Origin of the sequence: Catenulispora pinistramenti (assembly GCF_018274385.1) — a bacterium.
GTDB classification, from domain to species: Bacteria; Actinomycetota; Actinomycetes; order Streptomycetales; family Catenulisporaceae; genus Catenulispora; species Catenulispora pinistramenti.
In genome coordinates, this window is sequence record NZ_JAAFYZ010000227.1 from 1 (window position 1) to 17,521 (window position 17,521).

13 protein-coding genes and 4 pseudogenes are annotated in these 17,521 nt (G+C 70.6%); 3 read left to right on the forward strand and 14 right to left on the reverse strand.

The genetic code is table 11. From position 1 onward, the window contains the following. The 9 genes and pseudogenes from KGQ19_RS39890 to KGQ19_RS39925 all read right to left on the reverse strand — a co-directional run. Window positions 1-358: pseudogene (locus KGQ19_RS39890) on the reverse strand (hypothetical protein); the annotation flags it as partial. Between the two features lie 124 nt (window positions 359-482). After that, entirely contained in the window at window positions 483-2,036 is a 1,554-nt protein-coding gene (locus tag KGQ19_RS39895; protein WP_212019189.1) for a succinic semialdehyde dehydrogenase, read from the reverse strand. 75 nt (window positions 2,037-2,111) lie between these two features. Then, a complete protein-coding gene (locus KGQ19_RS39900) occupies window positions 2,112-2,480 on the reverse strand; it encodes a VOC family protein (protein WP_212019191.1) in 369 nt (122 codons plus the stop codon). A gap of 171 nt (window positions 2,481-2,651) precedes the next feature. Further along, complete coding sequence (locus KGQ19_RS39905) at window positions 2,652-4,268, reverse strand: carbohydrate binding domain-containing protein (RefSeq protein WP_212019193.1); 1,617 nt, start codon at window positions 4,266-4,268, stop codon at window positions 2,652-2,654. A gap of 516 nt (window positions 4,269-4,784) precedes the next feature. Continuing rightward, window positions 4,785-5,573, reverse strand: a complete 789-nt coding sequence (locus tag KGQ19_RS39910; protein WP_212019195.1) for an SDR family oxidoreductase — start codon at window positions 5,571-5,573, stop codon at window positions 4,785-4,787. 155 nt (window positions 5,574-5,728) lie between these two features. Then, window positions 5,729-5,923, reverse strand: a pseudogene (locus KGQ19_RS52320) (histidine phosphatase family protein); the annotation flags it as partial. 139 nt (window positions 5,924-6,062) lie between these two features. Next, window positions 6,063-6,260, reverse strand: a pseudogene (locus KGQ19_RS53135) (histidine phosphatase family protein); the annotation flags it as partial. Beyond that, on the reverse strand, window positions 6,260-7,375 hold the full coding sequence (locus KGQ19_RS39920; protein ID WP_212019199.1) for a phosphotransferase family protein: 1,116 nt from the start codon (window positions 7,373-7,375) through the stop codon (window positions 6,260-6,262). The gene KGQ19_RS39920 and the pseudogene KGQ19_RS53135, both read right to left, overlap by 1 nt. Window positions 7,376-7,382: 7 nt before the next feature. Further along, complete coding sequence (locus tag KGQ19_RS39925) at window positions 7,383-8,594, reverse strand: acyl-CoA dehydrogenase family protein (RefSeq protein ID WP_212019201.1); 1,212 nt, start codon at window positions 8,592-8,594, stop codon at window positions 7,383-7,385. A gap of 40 nt (window positions 8,595-8,634) precedes the next feature. On the opposite strand from KGQ19_RS39925, the gene KGQ19_RS39930 reads away from it, so the two are divergent. After that, complete coding sequence (locus tag KGQ19_RS39930) at window positions 8,635-9,186, forward strand: TetR/AcrR family transcriptional regulator (protein WP_212019203.1); 552 nt, start codon at window positions 8,635-8,637, stop codon at window positions 9,184-9,186. A 205-nt stretch (window positions 9,187-9,391) separates the two neighbouring features. On the opposite strand, the gene KGQ19_RS39935 is transcribed toward KGQ19_RS39930, so the two are convergent. From KGQ19_RS39935 to KGQ19_RS39945, 3 genes are all read right to left on the reverse strand, one after another. Next, entirely contained in the window at window positions 9,392-10,333 is a 942-nt protein-coding gene (locus KGQ19_RS39935) for an NAD-dependent epimerase/dehydratase family protein (RefSeq protein ID WP_212019205.1), read from the reverse strand. A gap of 294 nt (window positions 10,334-10,627) precedes the next feature. Next, complete coding sequence (locus KGQ19_RS39940) at window positions 10,628-11,977, reverse strand: S53 family peptidase (RefSeq protein WP_230420175.1); 1,350 nt, start codon at window positions 11,975-11,977, stop codon at window positions 10,628-10,630. A 4-nt stretch (window positions 11,978-11,981) separates the two neighbouring features. Continuing rightward, complete coding sequence (locus tag KGQ19_RS39945) at window positions 11,982-14,258, reverse strand: hypothetical protein (RefSeq protein ID WP_212019207.1); 2,277 nt, start codon at window positions 14,256-14,258, stop codon at window positions 11,982-11,984. Window positions 14,259-14,429: 171 nt separating this feature from the next. Here KGQ19_RS39945 and KGQ19_RS53530 point away from each other — a divergent pair, with 171 nt between their 5' ends. Together KGQ19_RS53530 and KGQ19_RS39955 are read left to right on the forward strand one after the other, a co-directional pair. Next, window positions 14,430-15,140: a hypothetical protein gene (locus tag KGQ19_RS53530; protein ID WP_212019209.1), complete on the forward strand. Its 711-nt coding sequence runs from the start codon at window positions 14,430-14,432 to the stop codon at window positions 15,138-15,140. 422 nt (window positions 15,141-15,562) lie between these two features. Then, a complete protein-coding gene (locus KGQ19_RS39955) occupies window positions 15,563-16,717 on the forward strand; it encodes a hypothetical protein (protein WP_212019211.1) in 1,155 nt (384 codons plus the stop codon). Between the two features lie 22 nt (window positions 16,718-16,739). Here the strand turns inward: KGQ19_RS39955 and KGQ19_RS39960 are convergent. Both KGQ19_RS39960 and KGQ19_RS39965 read right to left on the reverse strand, forming a co-directional pair. Beyond that, a pseudogene (locus KGQ19_RS39960) lies at window positions 16,740-16,889 on the reverse strand (o-succinylbenzoate synthase); the annotation flags it as partial. Next, the gene (locus KGQ19_RS39965; protein WP_212019215.1) at window positions 16,886-17,479 is read right to left on the reverse strand and encodes a hypothetical protein; all 594 of its coding nucleotides are present in this window, start codon (window positions 17,477-17,479) and stop codon (window positions 16,886-16,888) included. The gene KGQ19_RS39965 and the pseudogene KGQ19_RS39960, both read right to left, overlap by 4 nt. Window positions 17,480-17,521: the final 42 nt, after the last annotated feature.

Consider the following 17,521-nt stretch of genomic DNA (forward strand, 5'->3'; position numbering starts at 1 on the left):
GTCCGGGGCCGGCCAGGCCGGCCCCGGACGGCGCACCACCGCTCCCGATCTGCGAACCCTGACGCGACGAGCCCGAAGCCGAAGCATGCGCCCCGCCGCCGCCCACCGCGAGCGCCCCGACGACCACAGCCACAGCCACGACCAGCACGGCGGCACCGCCGCCGATCACCATCCGGCGCCGCCGCCGATCAGCGTCTCCCGCCGCCACAGCGGCGCCATCCACCAGCCCGAGCGGAACAGCGACCGTCTCAGCCTCCGGCGAGGGCTCCGAAGGCAGCGGCAGCGCCCCGCCACCAACGCCACCGACCGCATGCTTGTCGACCCCATGCTTGTCGACCTCATGCTTGTCCGCACCCACGCGAACCCCCCGAATATTCAGATCATCGAACGCCGACAGACGAGCGACTGATCGTATCCGTCCAGTCCTCGCCTGCAAACCGGGAAGCCGACCGCCGTCCCCGGAGCGTCCGTTCGACTCGCGTTCAGCGGATCCCGAGCTTGCGCATGAACCGCAGCCCCTTGACCGTCTTGGCGACCTGCTTGGCCCAGTCGGTATCCGGCGGGTTCGTCAGCACCTGCTTCTTCAGCACCGCGACGTTCTGCACGTCGGTGTACTTCAGCATCCCGGCATCCCCGTGCCGACTGCCGACCCCGGAGGCCTTGAACCCACCCGACGTACTCTTCTTCGAAGCGTAGGAGACCGCCAGCCCGTCGTTGACGTTGATGTTCCCGGCCCTGATCCGGCGCCCCACGCTCTCAGCAGCCTTGCGATCGCCGCCCCAGACGCTGGCGTTCAGCCCGTACTCGGTGTCGTTGGCCAGCGCGACGGCCTGTTCGACGCTCGCGTAGCCGTAGATCGAGACCACCGGCCCGAAGGTCTCGGTCCGGGCCAGCACCATGTCCTCGGTGACATCGGTGAGCACTGTCGGCTCGAAGAACGCCGGCCCCAGGTCGGGACGCGGCTTCCCGCCGGTCAGCAACGTCGCCCCCTTGGCCAGCGCGTCCTCGACGTGCGACTGCACGCGTTCGCGCTGCGGAACCGACACCAGCGATCCCATGTCCGGCGCGAAGTCATACGTCCCGCCGACCTGGATCGCGCGCACGGCCTCCACGAACCGCCGGGTGAACTCCTCGCGACGCTTCTCGGAGACGTAGATCCGCTCGATGTGCATACAGGCCTGGCCGGTGTTCAGGAAGGTGGCCGTGACCGTGCCGGCGATCGCCTCGTCCAAGTCGGCGTCGTCCAGGAGGATCAGCGGGTTCTTGCCGCCGAGTTCGAGCGTGCAGCCGATCAGGTTCTGGCCGGCCTGCGCGCCGATGGTGCGGCCGGTCGCGGTGGAGCCGGTGAACATGACGTAGTCGGCGTTGTCGATGATGGCCGAGCCGATGTCCGGCCCCTGTCCGCAGACGAGCTGCACGAGCCCGGTCGGCAGACCCGCCTCGTACAGCAGGCTGACGCCGTAGGCGACGTTCAGCGTGGACTTGTTGTCCGGCTTCAGCACGATGCCGTTGCCCGCGATCAGCGCCGGCATCGCGTCGGACAGGCTGGTCGCGAACGGGAAGTTCCACGGCGAGATCAGCCCGACGACCCCCTTCGGGACCCGGACCTCGGTCGAGGTGGAGACGATCGGCACCACCCCGCCGTGCTTGCGCTCCTTCAGGATCCGCGGCGCCGCCTTGATGTAGTGACTGGTCACCATCAGGACGTCGCAGGTCTCCTCGAACGCCATCCGGCGGGCCTTGCCGGTCTCGATCTGCATCAGGTCCACGGCGGTCAGGCCGCACTCAAGCAGCAGTTCGTGGAACCGCTTCATCACCGCCAGGCGGCGCTTGAGCGGCCAGGACGCCCAGACCGCCTGCGCCGCGCGGGCGGTGGCGTAGGCGGTCTGGACGTCGACCGGATCGGACTGCGGGAGGTCGACGACCTGCTCGCCGGTGTAGACCTCGGTCACGGCGTGGGAGCAGCCGCTGGTGGACACGACCATGCCGGTGAGCTTCGTGAGCAGTTCAGCAGGGGTGGTACTCGGAAGGCCCATGCCGAGAATGTAACGTGTTCTAGTTAGCTTGTCTCTGGGCACCGCTGAGCTTGTCGCCGGCACGGCGCCCCGGGTTCACCCCTTGCCGGGTTCCTGGACCGACCAGCGGTTGCCGTCCGGGTCGCTGAAGTAGACGAACTTGCCACCGGGGCCCTGGACCACCTCGGAGCACTCGACCCCGCGGCCCTCCAGATCGGCCTTGGCATCCGCGGCACTGCCGACCACGAGGTTCCCGCCCGCGAACGTCCCCGGCGCCGGCTGCCCGGGCAGCTTGCCGATCGCGATCGAGCACGGCGAACCGGGCGGCGTGAGCTGGATGAAGCGGATCTCGTCGCTGACGGTGAAGTCGTAGTCCGCGACGAAACCGACGTTCTCTGTGTAGAACTGCTTCGCCCGGTCCGGGTCCGAGACGGGGATGATGACGAGCTCCAGCTTGTAGTCCATCAGTCACGAACTCCCTGGTGATCGGAAACGGTGATCGGAAACGGTGATCGGAAAACGTCGTTCCCTCCACCCTGCACCACGGCACCCACAGCCGCGACTCGCCGACCAGGGGCTCCACGCCAGAGGACAGCGTGGAGCCCCGCGATGTATCCGTAGTCCGTGCCGAGCGCCTCAGCGCCCCTCAAGCCCCTTCACGTTGTCGCCGAACGTCCAGCCCAGCGAGCCGTCCCAGTTGATCGACCAGGTCATCAGTCCCTTGATCTGGCCGCCGACACTGCTCCAGGCCTGCGACACCAGCGAGGGGTCCATGTACCCGCCGCCCGCGCCCGGCTGCGCGGGCAGTCCCGGCACCTGGTGGTCGTAGGGCACCTTGATCGTGGTGCCCTGGATGGTCAGGCCGTTGTTCAGGCAGTCCGTCTGGACCTGGAAGCCCTGGACCGTGGCGGCCTCGTAGGAGTCGCCGGAGCAGCCGTACATGCTGCCGTTGTAGTACTGCATGTTCAGCCACCACAGGCGGCCGTTGTCCATGTACTTCTTGATGATCGGCAGGTAGGAGCCCCAGATCGAGCCGTAGGTGACGCTGCCGCCGGTCACGTAGGCGGTCTCCGGGGCCATGGTCAGGCCGAAGTTCGAGGGCATCTGGGCCAGGATGCCGTCGATGATCCGCTCCAGGTTGGCCTGTGAGGTGGACAGGGTGTTGATGTCGCCGCTGCCGACCAGGCCGGTCTCGATGTCGATGTCGATGCCGTCGAAGTTGTAGGCCTTCAGGATCGGCACGATCGTGGAGACGAACTTGTCGGCCACGGTGCTGGAGCTCAGGTCGATGCCCGCGGCCGCGCCGCCGATCGACATCAGGATCGTCGCGCCCGCGGCCTTCTCGGCGCAGTAGTCGGCCGGGGTGTCGACCTTCACGTTGGTGTCCATGCCGTCCTGCCACTCGGCGGTGCCGTCGGACAGGATGACCGGGAACGCGGCGTTGATGACGTTGTAGCCGTGCTGCTGGATCCGCGGGTCGTCGATCGGGATCCAGCCCAGGCCGGGATGCACGCCGTTGAGCGCGCCGTCCCAGTTCTCCCAGTACCCCTGGGTCACCTTGCCGGCCGGCCGCGACTTGACCGGGCAGGTGGCGCCGCCCGGTGCGGAGGAGCTGCTGGTCGGCGGGGTGCTGGGGGTGGTCGAAGGCGTTGTCGGCGGTGTTGTCGAAGGCGTTGTCGAAGGCGTCGTCGGCGGCGTCGTGCTGGGCGTCGTGGGCGGCGGCCCGGCCGGGCCGACCAGCGCGAGGTCGTCGGCGTAGTAGACGGGCTCGGCGTACCAGCCGTGGAGGTAGACCTGGGCAGAGGTCTGACTCGCCCCGGTCGTGAACGTCACCGTCAGCTGCTGCCAGCCGGTGGCGGACGCGGTCCAGGTGGACGTACCGCCGGTCACGCCGAGGTAGACGTAGGAGCCCTCGACGTAGCCGGAGAACGTGTACGACGTGTTCGGCTGGACCGAGACGGTCTGCGCGCACTGCGCGGTGTCCGAGCCCGTGGGCGTGCCGGAGAGCGCGTGACTGCCGGAATGCACCGGCGTGGAGACGACGGCCCCCGTTCCGGCGTCACACGTCCAGCCGGACAGGTCCCCGGTCTCGAAGCCCGGGTTCGTGAGCAGGTTGCCGCTGTCCCCGGCCGCCGCGGTGGCCGGTACGGCGGTGGCGGCCGCCGCGAGGCCCGCGGCCGTGGCCGCGAGCGCGATCGCGCCGACGGCGGAGACGAACCGCCGTCTTCGGGAACTGGGATTCACAGGTGGCATGAGCGTCCTCCAGGCAGCACGAGATGGCGGTTGGGCGAGCGCCCATCGCTGGTGGAGCTGCGGCTAGCACGCAGATTGGACTAGACCTGTCGGCCTGTCAATACGTCGCAGCCGCCTGATTTCGCCGGAGGATGCCGGTGCCGGAAAACACAGCGGCCCGCAGACTGATCCCTGGTTCGACCGTCCGACGCGGTGCACCACGTCCTGGACCGTCTCCCCAGGACACCGGGGACGACCGGTGAGCCTGCGAGCCGGGTGACTGTTGGAGAATAGCCCGCCGCCCCGGACCTGCCGGGTGAGGCCTGTCGGCCCCTCTTGCGGGCGGGGCGGCTAGCTGACAGCCACCTCACACGTCCTGATACAACTCAACTCAGGATCACCTCCTTTCATGTGTGCGATCACGATAGACAGACCGATCAAGCCTGCGCAATGGTTTATCGGCGACTTCCTTCGCGCCGGCCCGCCATCATGCCCGTGACCTGCCGAAACGGCGCACTAGAGCGTCGCTTTAGAGCGTCAGACCGTGGTGGCGATGCCGCCGTCGACCGGGATCACCGCGCCGGTCACGTAGGACCCGGCGCGCGAAGCCAGGTACACCGCGACCCCCGCCATGTCGTCCGGCCGCCCGATCCGCTTCAGCGGCGACATCCCGGCGATGGCGTCGCCGAAGGCCTCCAGCGTCGCGGCCATCATCTTCGACTCGAACGGCCCCGGCGCCACCGCGTTCACCGTGATCGCCTTCGGACCGAGCTCCCGCGCCAGGACCCGGGTCAGGTGGTGCAAAGCAGCCTTCGACGAGGAGTACGAGTACGTCTGCATCCCGGGCACGTGCAGCCCGTCGATGCTGCCGACGTTGATCACGCGCGCCGGGTCGTCCGCGCTGGCCGTCGCCTCCAGCTGCGGCAGGAACGACCGGGTCAGGAAGAACGGGGCCTTCAGGTTCAGGTCCAGCACCTTGTCCCAGGCCGACTCAGGGAACTCCTCCAGCGGCGCGCCCCACGTGGCGCCGGCGTTGTTCACCAGAATGTGCACGCCGCCGGGCTCGCGCTCGGCCACCTCGGCGGCCAGCCGCCGGCACTCGTCCTCGGTCGACAGGTCGGCGGGGATCGCGCTGACGACACCGAACGGCGCGAGTTCCTTCTCAGCCTCGGCGCACGCGTCGGCCTTGCGGGAGCTGATGTAGACCTTCGCCCCGGCCTGGAGCAGCCCGCGGGCCATCATCAGACCGATGCCGCGGCTGCCGCCGGTGACGACGGCGACCTTGCCGGTCAGATCGAACAGGGACGTCGGCGAGGCAGTTGACATGGGATCTCCTGTGATGTGCGCCAGTCAGCGGTAGTGAGCAGGCGGAGTCAGCGGTAGGTGATCAGCCGGCGCTCGCCGCCGGCCAGGTGGGCATGGTCGTTGAAAGTCAGCAGGCTCAGTCCGGAGGCGCCGGACGTCACGGTCGTCACACCGGCGTTCACCGTGACCCGGTTCAGCGCGACGACGCCGGACCCGGGCACCCCGAGCAGCGCCCCGGCCACCGCCGCGATCACTCCCCCGGAGCTCACCACGATCGCGTCCCGGCCCCGGCCCAGCTTCGCGGCCAGTTCGCGCAGCGCGGCGACGGCGCCTCCGGCGAACTCCGGCCAGCCGCCGTCCGGGTCGGCGATCGGAGGAACTCAGGGCACTGTCGATCAGGTCCTGCACGCTCGCCTCGGCGGGCTTCTCAGGGTGCGGATATTCGGCGAGCAGCGCCAGGTGGTCGTACTCGTTCCAGCGCGCGTCCGTCTCGGCTTCAGCGCGCAGTCCCGCGGCCTGGATCAGGCCCTCGGCGGTATCGCGCTGCCGGCGCAGCGTGCCGCAGAGCACCAGCGGATCACGCAGCCCGCGGCGGGCCAGCTCCCCACCGACCGCCCGGGCCTGCACGGCACCGAGCTCGGACAACTCGTCGTAGTCCGCGGCGTGGGCCGAGGCCTGGCCGTGCCGGACCAGCTGGATCACCGGCATCAGGCCATCACCTTGCGCGCCTGGTCCTGGAGCCAGCCGACGGCCAGCCCGAAGTGCTGGAACGCCGGATTGGTCGTCTGCCCGTGGTAGTACCGGTAGTGGATCTGCTGCACGATCACCGCCAGCCGGAACAGCCCGAACACCTCGTAGAACGGCCAGTTGTCGGCCGAGCGCCCGGTCCGCCGGCAGTAGTACGCCACGACCTCGGCGCGCGTCGGCATCCCGGGCAGGTGGGTGGGCTGGCGCCGGGTCAGGCCGAACTCACCGGTGTCGTCGGCCTGGACCCAGTAGGCCAGCGCGCCGCCCAGATCCATCAGCGGATCGCCGATCGTGGCCATCTCCCAGTCCAGGATGCCGCGTACGGCCGTCGGCCGGTCCCAGGCCGCGGGGTCCGGGTCCAGCACGACGTTGTCGAACCGGAAGTCGTTGTGGATGAGGCAGCAGGCCACGTCCGGCGGCTGCCAGCGGTCCAGCCAGGCCATCACCTCCTCGAAGCCCGGGACGTCCGGCGTCAGGGCCTTGCGGTAGCGGTCGGACCAGCCGGTCACCTGGCGGCGGACGTAGCCCGGCCCCTTGCCCAGGTCGGTCAGTCCGGCGGCGGCCGGGTCCACGGCGTGCAGATCGACCAGCCGGTCCAGCACCACGTGGCTCAGGGCCCTGACCCGGTCCGGCGGCAAGGCGGGTCCGGCGGGCGGTTCCTGGCGCAGGATCAGGCCCGGGACCCGTTCCATGACGTAGAAGTCGCCGCCGATGACGCGCTCGTCGGTGCACAGCGCGACCATCGCCGGGACGTAGGGGAACACCGGGCGCAGCCGCGACTGGATGGTGTACTCGCGGCGCATGTCGTGCGCGGACTTGGCTTTGGTGCCGGCCGGGGCGCGCCGCAGGATCAGGTCCCGGTCCGGGTAGCGCAGCAGGTAGGTGAGGTTCGAGGCGCCGCCGCGGAACTGGCGCACCTCGGCGTTCCCGCCTTCGCGGCCGAGCAGGGCGTGGACGGGTTCGACGTCGAACGCGTCCTCGGCGCGGACGTTGGACGGTTCGTCGGTCCACGGCGCCTGGGCCGTCTCCTGAGCCGTCTCCTGAGCTGTCTCGTCAGCCGTCTCGCTGTCGCTCATCGCGGGCTCACCGTGCCATTCCGTAGCGGCCGAGCTCCAGCCGGGCGACGACGCCGCGGTGCACCTCGTCGGGACCGTCGGCCAGCCGCAGCGCGCGGGCGATGGTCCAGGCCCCGGCCAGGAACGTGTCGTCGGTCAGTCCGGCGCCGCCGTGCAACTGGATCGCCATGTCGATGACGTTCTGCGCCATCGAGGGCACCGCCACCTTGATCTGCGAGATCTCCGACAGCGCGCCGAAGACGCCCTGGGTGTCCAGCAGCCAGGCGGTGTAGAGCACCAGCAGCCGCGCCTGGTTGATCGCGATCCGGGCCTCGGCGATCCGCTCGCGGTTGCCGCCGAGGTTCACCAGCGGCTTGCCGAACGCCGAGCGTTCCACGCCGCGCCGGCAGGCCGCCTCCAGCGCGGCCTCGGCCAGGCCGATCAGCCGCATGCAGTGGTGCACCCGGCCAGGTCCCAGCCGCTTCTGGCCGATCTCGAAGCCCGCCCCGGGGCCGCCGACGAAGGCCTCCAGCGGCAGGCGGACATCGGTGAAGGACACCTCGCCGTGACCGCTGGGCTCGTCGTAGCGGCCCATCACCGGGAGCATCCGCTCGATCCGCACCCCGGGCGCGTCGACCGGCACGGCCACGATCGAGTGCCGCCGGTACTTCTGGCCTGCCGGGTCGGTGACGCCCATGAACAGCAGGACCCGGCAGTCCGGATGCCCGACGCCGGTGCTGAACCACTTGCGGCCGTTCAGCACGATCCCGCCGTCCACGACGGCGGCGGTGGCCCGCATCGTGGTGGCGTCGGAGGAGGCGACTTCGGGCTCTGTCATACAGAACGCGGAGCGGATCCGGCCCTCCAGCAACGGTTTCAGCCACTGCTCCTTCTGCTCGGGCGAACCGAACTGGTGCAGCACCTCCATGTTGCCGGTGTCCGGGGCGTTGCAGTTGAAGACCTCGGCGGCGATCACCGACCGGCCCATCAGCTCGGCCAGCGGCGCGTAGTCCACGTTCGACAGGCCCGAGACGTCCGGCAGGAACAGGTTCCACAGCCCCGCGTCCCGGGCCTTGTCCTTCAGCTCGGCCATCACCGGATCAAGCTGCCAGCGGGCCTCGGGAGCGGCGGCCAGCCTGCGCCGCAGCAGCGGCTCCTCGGCCGGCGCGATCTCGGCATCCATGAAGTCCTTGACACGCTCGGCATACTCCCGGCCGCGTGCTGACGGGGCGAAGTCCATACCCGGGAGCCTAGCCCGTTGTTGAGCTATGCTCAATAAGGTGCCCCGCCTCGCCGCCGCCGACCGCCGCCGCCAGCTGATCGGCATCGGTCTGGCCAAACTCATCGACCAGCCGATCCACGAGCTGTCCCTGGACGAGGTCGCCGCCGAGGCGGGCATCTCCCGCGGCCTGCTGTTCCACTACTTCCCGACCAAGCGCGACTACTACATCGCGGTCGTGCAGGCCGCCGCCCGCCGCCTGCTGCGCCAGACCGAGCCCGACCCGGACGCCGCCCCGGCCGAGCAGCTGACGCAGAGCCTGGACGCCTACGTCAGCTTCGTGGAACGCCGCCGCGAGCCCTACCTGGCCCTGTTCCGGGGAGCGGCCGGCGGCGCGGACTACGTCATCGAGATCTACGAGACGACCCGCGCGGTCTTCGTGGACCGGGCCCGGCGCGCGCTGGACCGGGCCCCCGACCCGCGCACCGAGCTGGTGCTGCACGGCTGGTTCGGATTCGTCGAGGACGTCGTGCTGGCGTGGACGGCCGCGCCGACGCTGACGCGGGCGGAGTTGTTGGTGCTGCTGCGGGAATCCTTGGAGCGGATGATCTAGATCGCTGATCGGGAAATCCGGGCACGGCGCCCGGCCCGGACAGGCCCTTGTCGGTAATGACAGCGGTGCCAGGCGCGGGGCGGGCGCGGGCGGTTCGCCCGGCTGGCGTTCCAAGGTCTACCGGGCCAGGTCCGGCTCGCTGTGCAGTCTCGGGTTCGCCGGGCTGATGCCGCAAACGCGACGGCGGGACTGCCGCCGACGCGGATCAGCGTTCGTTGCCCGCCCTGAGCCAGGCGATGTAGCCGGCGGCCGCGCGGACGGTGTCGTACTCCGGCTCGAACCCGGTGTCCTGGCGGAGCCGGGTGATGTCCAGAGCGGCGCCCGGCCGGCCGGCACCGGCCGGGAGGCCCAGTTCGGCCTCGGGCACGGCCTCGCGGATCGCGGCGATCACCTCTGCGTTCGTGGTCACCCGCCCGGACGCGATGTTGTAGGTGCGGTGCTGGAGACGGTCGGCGAGCTGGATCAGGGCTATCGCGCGGCCGGTGTCCTCGACATAGCACAGGTCGAGCCCGTCGCCGAGGTGCGGCGGGATGAGCAGGGCGGCCAGGTCCAGGGGCTTGCCGCTGGCTGCCGCGTGGATGAGCGCGGGTGCGGCGAAGAACGGGTCCTCGTGGCCGAGGGGGCCCCAGGTGCCGGAGATCCGGAGGCTGACGAACTCCGTCCCGGTCGCCTCCGCGAGCTGCTCCCCGAGAAGCTCGGCGATCTTCTTCGACCGCGGGATCGGGTGCGGGGCGCTCAGGAGCACCGGCAGGTCCTCCGTCAGCGGGCCGCTGTGCTGGACGCCGCCGTAGACCCCGAGCGTGCTGGCCAGGCTCACCCGGCGCACGCCCCATTCCTCGGCGACCCGGGCGATGTTGAGGAGCCCGTCGAGCAGGCCCTGGGTGGCCTCGATACCCCCGACCGCGCCGCGCGGCGCGGGATAGCCCGCGAGGTGCACGATGCCGGTGATCTCGTAGCGCTCGCCGATCGCCCGCAGTGCGCTCAGGTCGGCGACGTCAGCCTGCTCCGCGACGACGGGCAGGTCCGCGAGGTGCGGGGGGACCTGGCCGCTGCGGCGCTGCATCACGACGCTCGGCTCGCCGAGGCCGTGCAGCGCGCGCACGGTGTGGGAGCCGATGAACCCGGACCCTCCAGTGACGAGAATCATCGCGTTCCTTTCATCGGTGGAACAAATCATCAGTGGCTCTGATGGTTAGCCTACCGCTGGTATCCGGGTGTGTCGAGGCCGCGGCGAGAACGGCCACGCCTGAGCAGGCGCCCAAATACCGATCAACGATCCAGGGGGCGGATGGTCTGGCGGATGATCTAGTCGACAGACCACGGCCGACAGTCGGCCTCGACGGCGCTAGCGACCTCGCCGGAGGACCGGTCCCGACGACCGGATACGCGCGGTGGCCCGCCTCCGGAAGAGACGGGCCACCGCGGACTAGTACTGCTCACATCAGAATGATGACAATCCGTTCGGCGTGCCCAGGCCGGTCGGCCCGTCGTAGCCGACGACCGCGTTGCACTGGTAGTCGCCGCCGCAGTCCACACCTTCGATGTCGTTGCCGCCCACCACGTCGTTCAGCCCGCTCAGGGCTGCCGGTGCGTAGAACGCCGAGGCGTTGGGGAACTTCTGCGGGTTGCCGGCCAGCGCGATGACGCCTGCGATGAAGGGCGAGGAGGCGCTGGTGCCGCCGACGATGTTCCAGCCGGAGGGCAGGCCTTCCAGGTCGGGGGCGTCGGTGACGTAGATGGCCGGGCCGGTGTTGGGGTCGGCGTCGGCGGAGACGTCGGCGACCATGCGGCCGGGGCAGTTGGGGTCGGTCTGCCAGGCGGGCTTGTCCACCCACGCCGAACAGCCGGCGCTGGCGCCGGTCCACGCGGTCTCGGACCAGCCGCGGGTGTTGGAGGCCTTGGCCAGCGAGGTGCCGCCGACCGCGATCACGCTGCTGTAGACGGCCGGGGCGTTGGGGATTCCGTAGCCGGAGTCGCCGCTGGAGGCGACGATCGCGACGCCGGGGTGCGTGTAGTCCGGGGCGTCGGCGGCGACGCCGTTGCCCTCGGTGCCCCCGTAGCTGTTGGACACCTCGTTCGCGCCGAGCGCGACGGCCGCGTTCACCGAGGCGCCCAGGTCGTCGCCGGAGGCCGTGTCAGCCTCGACGAGCAGGATGTGGCACTGCGGGCAGGCCGCGGACACCATGTCCAGGTCCAGCGCCTCCTCCACGCCCCAGCCCTGGTCGGCCGGCAGCGGGGTGGCCGCGCCGCGCTCGTTCACCTTGCTGAAGCAGCCGTTGGCCGTGGTGCAGGCCGGCAGGCCGTAGGTGGTGCGGTAGACGGCGAGGTCGGCTTCGGCCGTGGGGTCGTCACCGGCGTCCACGATCGCGACCGTCTGGTTCGCCCCACCGGTGGTCGGCAGGTTGTAGGCGGAGTGCAGGTCCGCCGGGCCCAGGCCCGGCGGCAGCGCGGTCGCCGCGGCGCCGAAGCGTCCGGCCGCCGCCGGTCCCCGCACGCCGGTGCCGCCGTGGACGTCCGTGCGGATCTCGGCGAAGCAGCGGGCGTAGCCGGGCTTGGCCGCGGCGCAGGCGTCCTTGACGTTGCCGGCCGCGTGGCCGTGGCCCTGGGAGCTATAGCCCTGGGAGGATGCGGCAGCCGGGGCGGCGGCGCCGGCCGTGGCCGTGGCGGCGGCCGTGACGGTGAGTCCGGCCACCAGGGTCGTGACGGCGGCGAAAACGGTCACCAGCCGCGTTCGGCGGCGGACGACCGGCGGCCGGCCGCCGGAGTTGTTCGGGTTCATCAGACTCCTCATGACGTCAGCCGACGGTGTAAGGGTTGGTGACGGTCTGGGTGATCGAGCCGCCGAGGCGGTCGGTGGCGGTGACCCGCAGCTCGACCGGGCTGCCGGCCTTCGGGTTGGCCCAGTACGCGGCGTACGTCCCGGCGAACCCGTAGGTGGGGACGTCCTTCCAGGTGGCGCCGTTGTCGTAGGACACTGAGACCTTCGCCGAGTCGATCGCCGCGTGCGAGCCGTAGCCGCCGTAGGAGACGTGGCCGACGCTCAGCAGCAGGGTCTGCACCGGCGAGTGCGAGGTGTCCCGGTTGTCCAGGCCGTTGAGCTGGTAGTTCAGCGTCAGCGCCGGCAGGATCTGGCAGGGTGCGGCCGGCGTGCCCGCCGCCTCGGCCGGGACGCACGGGACGGTCGAGGGCAGGGCCAGCCTCGGGTCGCTCTGGCCGGAGTAGGGGATCGTGACGTCGGTGTGCGTCTTCGTGGACTGCGATATGCCGGTGGCGCTGCGGTCGAAGTCGAACACCGTCCGCACCGTCGCCGGGCCCGCCGGGATGTTCTGCAGGGTGTAGCCGAAATGGTTGGTGTCGGAGGAGACCAGCGTGCCGTTCCAGTACAGCTGCGAGCTGCCGGCCGCACCGAAGTCCAGGCCCGAGGTGTCCCGGTTGCTGTCACCGAGCATGCCGAGGGTGACGTTCAGGTTCCCGGCGCCCACGCAGGCCTGGCAGTTGAACAGGTTCGGCCCCGCCGTGTGCTGGCCGAAGTTCGGGGCGATCGGTGCCTGGCCCCAGTTCCGCGTCACGCTCTGGCCGGCGGTGAGGGTCCGCGCGTCATCGCCGAGAAGGGCGAACGCCGGCGGCCCGGTCGGGGAGCTGTTGGGGACCGCCGGGAGCGCGGCCTGGGTCAGCCAGTCCAAGCCCCCGGTAACGTATTCGGTCGCCGAACCGCCGGTGGCCGGCAGCATGGTCAGGCCGTAGCCGTAGGGGTCGACGAAGCCGCTGCCGACGCTCGGCAGGTTCGTACCGAACGCGGGGTCGAGGCTGAAGGTGTGGTGCAGCGTCGCCAGCGAACTGTCGGTCGGGGCGTAGGACTGGTTCGCAGAGATCTGATCCGCGATCACGCCGAGGTTGTACCGATACGGGCTGGCGGCCGTCGCCGGGCTCTGGCCGACCCAGTCCACGGAGTAGTTCAGCGCCCCGGTCGCGGGCTTGGCCTCGGGGCTGACGTAGACCGAGTCCCCGGGCCCGGTGAGAGTCCCCAGACCGCCGGCGACCCCGTTCGGGTCCACGCGGATGATCTGGACGGTCCCGGCGACCTCGGTCGAGGGCTTCTGCGTCGTGAAGGTGATCGGGCTGGTCGCCGTGCGCTCGTCGATGGTGGCCGGCGGGACCGGGCCGGTCGCGGGCACGGTGATGCCGTCCTCGGAGACGAAGTTCGTCCGGACCGTGCCGGCCTGGTCGTTGTAGATGAAGTCGATGCTGATCGCGGCGTAGTTCCCGGCCGGTACCGCCACCTTCGCGATGCCCTGGTAGGAGGCGACCTGCCCGTCGAAGACCCGCACGTTGTCGGTGTCGATCAGGATCACCAGCGTGTTCGACGGCGCGCCGGTGCCGTCGAGGGTGTTCAGCTGCAGGATGTGCAGCGGGTAGTGCGGCTGGACCGGCGCCGAGGTGCCGAGCGCGGCCATCGAGGTCAGGCCGCCGAACAGGGCTCCGGTCCCGGCCGGCTTGCCGGCGGCGAGGTCGGCCTTGATGGAGTCCCGCAGCGCCTGCGCGAAGGCCTTGCCGGAACCGGGGGTCAGGTATCCGGTGGCGTTCTGGCCGCTGACCGAGGTGAGCGTGACGCCGGCCGGCGCGGTCGGCGTGACGCCCGCGGCGAACTGCAGCTGCACCGGGATGTGCGCGGCCGCGTCAGGAGCGGCGGCCGCGAGCTTGGTGACGTCGAAAAGGGACAGGCCCAGCTGCCGCCCGGCATACGGCGCGGCCTCCGACGGAACGACGTAACGATCGCCGCCGACGGTGAAGTTCGCGAACGCGTCCGAGCCGCCGGAACCGGAGTCCACGGCGACGCCGGGATTCGCGCCGGTGCCGACGACCACCCGGTCGCCGGTGGGCAGCGTGACGGCGGCGGCGCTCCCGGCCGTCCCCGCGCCGACCGGCGTCACGGTGGGCGCGGCGGCAGGGGTCGCGCCGGAGCCGGCGGGCGGGGCGGGGGCAGCGGCCTGCGCGGCCGCTGGAACACCCAAGGCGACGGCCGTGAACAGCGCGGCCGCCGCCGAGACGGTTCGGGATCTGCGAGATATCACCTGTGGTTCCTCCAGGATCTTCGCAACATTGGTCAAAGCACTGATGTACCCCGAATGACCCGAACATGTCAGCCATCTGATTTGACGGCTATACGACAGCGGACGAATGCAACCCCGGACCCCCCTCACGCCGTCTTTGTCATAAGAAGGACCACGGAGAACGGAGGCCCCGTGCCCTCTACGGCGATCTGGCCGGACCGGCTCGGCCCGGACCACGGCGCCGCCCTGGCGAACCTGTTGGCCGGCCTGACCGACCACGCCAGCGCGCACCGGCTGGGGCTCAGCGAGCGCACCGTCCAGCGACGGATCAGAGAGTTGATGGACTGGTCCGGCTCGGGCAACCGCATGCAGCTGGGCCACCGCGCCGCGCTGGCCGGGCTGCCCGACCCGCGCGGGCCCGGGGTCGCACCGAACCGCCCCCACCCGGCGGTGTCGACCGCCGTGCGCGTCCCGCTCCCCGATCCGGAAGCGTTGCGCCTGTTGCGGTTGCTGCTCGCCGACGCCGCCGCCGAGCGGACGCTCAACATGAGCACCAGCAGCATCGAGCGCCGGGTCCGGGAGCTGATGACACTGACCGGGGCCCGGAGCCGGGCGCAGCTCGGCTGGGTCACGACGCGGTGGGGCTGGCTTGAGCCGGCCGGCGCGGCCGTGGGGGTCGGGGCGGTCCAGCCGATCGGGTCAGTCGGGGCGATGCAATCTGGCGAGGCGGTGCAGCCTGGCGGGGTCGTGCGATCGGGCGAGGAGACCAGGCCGGTCGAGGCGGTGCGGCAAGTCCCCGCGCCCCGCACCGAGCTCCAGCCGGTGTGCGTCACCGCGACCGGCGGCGGCCGCTTCGGCGCGGTCCGTCAGCTCGGACAGAGCTCGGCCTTGACGACCGCCTGACAGCCCCCTGATCGGGACTCCCTGATCGGAAGCGCTGGCCCTACGATCAGTTGCCAGCATTACGGTGATCGGGGGGCTCAGTGGCAGATCAGATTTCCGAGCAGGGATTTCGTGAGCGGCGTTCGACAGTCGCGACGCGAGTAACCGGCTTCGCGGCCTACGCGTGCGCATTCGAGGCTCTCGGGCGCAAGCAGGTCCACTACTGGGATGCGGCGCCGCGCTGGGACCTGATCATCCCGTTGGTGCTGGCCGGCTCCTTCGGGCTGCTGTGGATGGTGCTTTCGCACCGAGCACCGCGGATACCCGTCAAAGCGGCCGTGGCAGTCGACAGCGTGGTGCTGGAGCGCGGCCCCGCACTACCGACCAGCCTCCCAGCTGTGCGAAGGAAGCTGGGAACGCTCCGTGGCGCGAGCATCGGGCTCATGATCGTCTTGGCCGCGGCGGACGCCACCGCCATAGCGATGGGTCCTAACGGAGAGATCGGCCGTCAAGCCGGAGAAATCTCCGGCCACGGCGGGATCGTCGGCTCGGTGACCGTCGCCGCCGTCGATGCGGACCCCGCGATCCACCCTGACGGCAAACGCAGTTGGCGCTGGGTCTCCGACCTCGATCTTCGCCTGCCCGGCACGACAGCCCTCGTCCATACAGCCGGCGCCATGACAAGAGAGCTTCCGCAGGCAGGTGACCCGGTCCAGGCCTTCTACGCACCTGGTGACCCAGAACTCGGTGCGGTCGTCCACACCAACGTCGACGGCCAGTTCGACGGCCGGCCCGCGGAGGGTCGGGGCTTCACGATCTGTGTGGTCATCTTCTCCACCCTCGGCCTCGCGTTCGGCGCGGGCATAGGCGCAGGGCGCATGGCTCCCCCGAAGGACGGAGAGCGAATGCTGCGCGACGACCTGCGCGCCGGGCGGGCACGTGCGGTTCGTGCCCTCGTCAGCGGATCGACGCGCACTGAGACCATCGCCTCCGGGCGCAGGATCGGCTCGGAGACGACCCGCGCTGGAGCGCCGCTGCTGACGATCACACCCGCACGCGGCACGACGTGGGAGGTCAGTCCGTGGGCCGGCTATGACCCCTCCGTCCTCGCCGATGACTTCGCCGGCGCGCCGGGCTGGATCGTGTGGCCCGAACGGTTCCTCCTCTTCCAAGAGGCCCGCAAACCCCTGCCCCTGGTGTTCATCGCCGACGACGGCCGCATGTTCTGGGCGACGGCAGACCTCTCCGACTATTCCACCCGTTCACGCCTCTACGAACCCGCGCCCTCCGCCGAGCAGCTCGAAGAGAACACGAGGCCGCCATTACGCCTCCCCCGCTACGGGCTCTACCACCCAGTGCTGCACGGCCCCTCTGCCCTCGCACTCGGGCTGGCCGGGGCCGTCGCCATCTGGCGGCTGTCCAGCTACCCGGCGACGCTGACGTCCTGGCTCATGTGGCCGGTGATGTTGGTCCTGCCATGGTTCGCAAGCTTCATGGCTGCGTACTCATTTCGGAACATGAAGACGCAACGCAAAGTACTGCCGACGGTCCCCACTACGGTCGTAGACAAGGTGCCGCGCAGCCGCCCGAGCGTATGACTTGCTTGCGCGACCTACTGATCATGGTGACGAGCTCGCCCCACCCGTCGGTCTGTTCGGTCCGGACCCGGACCAGGCCGAGCTCGCGGGTGTGCTGGGTCCCGAACGAGGTGCGGAACGGCGCGACCAGCGGGATCGCGATCCGCCGCAGTTCGATGTCGGTCGGCTTCATGCGCGGTCCTTTCGTTCGGGGTCTGCTGCCGGAGCGGCGCTCGCGGTCGCGGCTGATCGCTCGGCTGGCCGCTCGGCTGGTCTCCCGACTGGCTGCTCGGCTGGCCGCTCGACGACGTACTGGCCGTCGCGCGTGAAACCGGTGACGTGGCCGCCGGCCGCCATCAGGCCGCCGAGGACGTCGCGCAGCGCGGGCCGCCACTGCGCAGCCAGATCCGGGTCGCTGACGCGCAGCGCCTCAGCGTCTTTCGGGATGCCGACGAGCAGACGGCGCGCGTCGCGGGCACCGAGGCCGAGGACCGGGCGGACGACCGAGCGTCCGTCGCGGCCCACGGCTAACGCGATGACGGCGCCGTCGGGCGTGGCGGCGGCGCCCTCGTGCAGTACGCGCCGCACCTGCTGACTCGCCAACTCCCAGCGCACCAGGACGCGGTCGGTGGGGCCGCCCGCGTTGACCCCGTCGTTCATGGTGCCGTAGTAGTCGGCGTGGTACTCGGCGGCCACCGCCCCGAGCTTGGCCAGGTTGAAGTACGCGTTGCGGCTGATCAGCGGATCATAGGTCCAGGTGATGGTACCGATCCCGTGCCGCAAGGCCCACGCGCGCTGATCGAGCTTGATAGCCCCTGTCTCTTA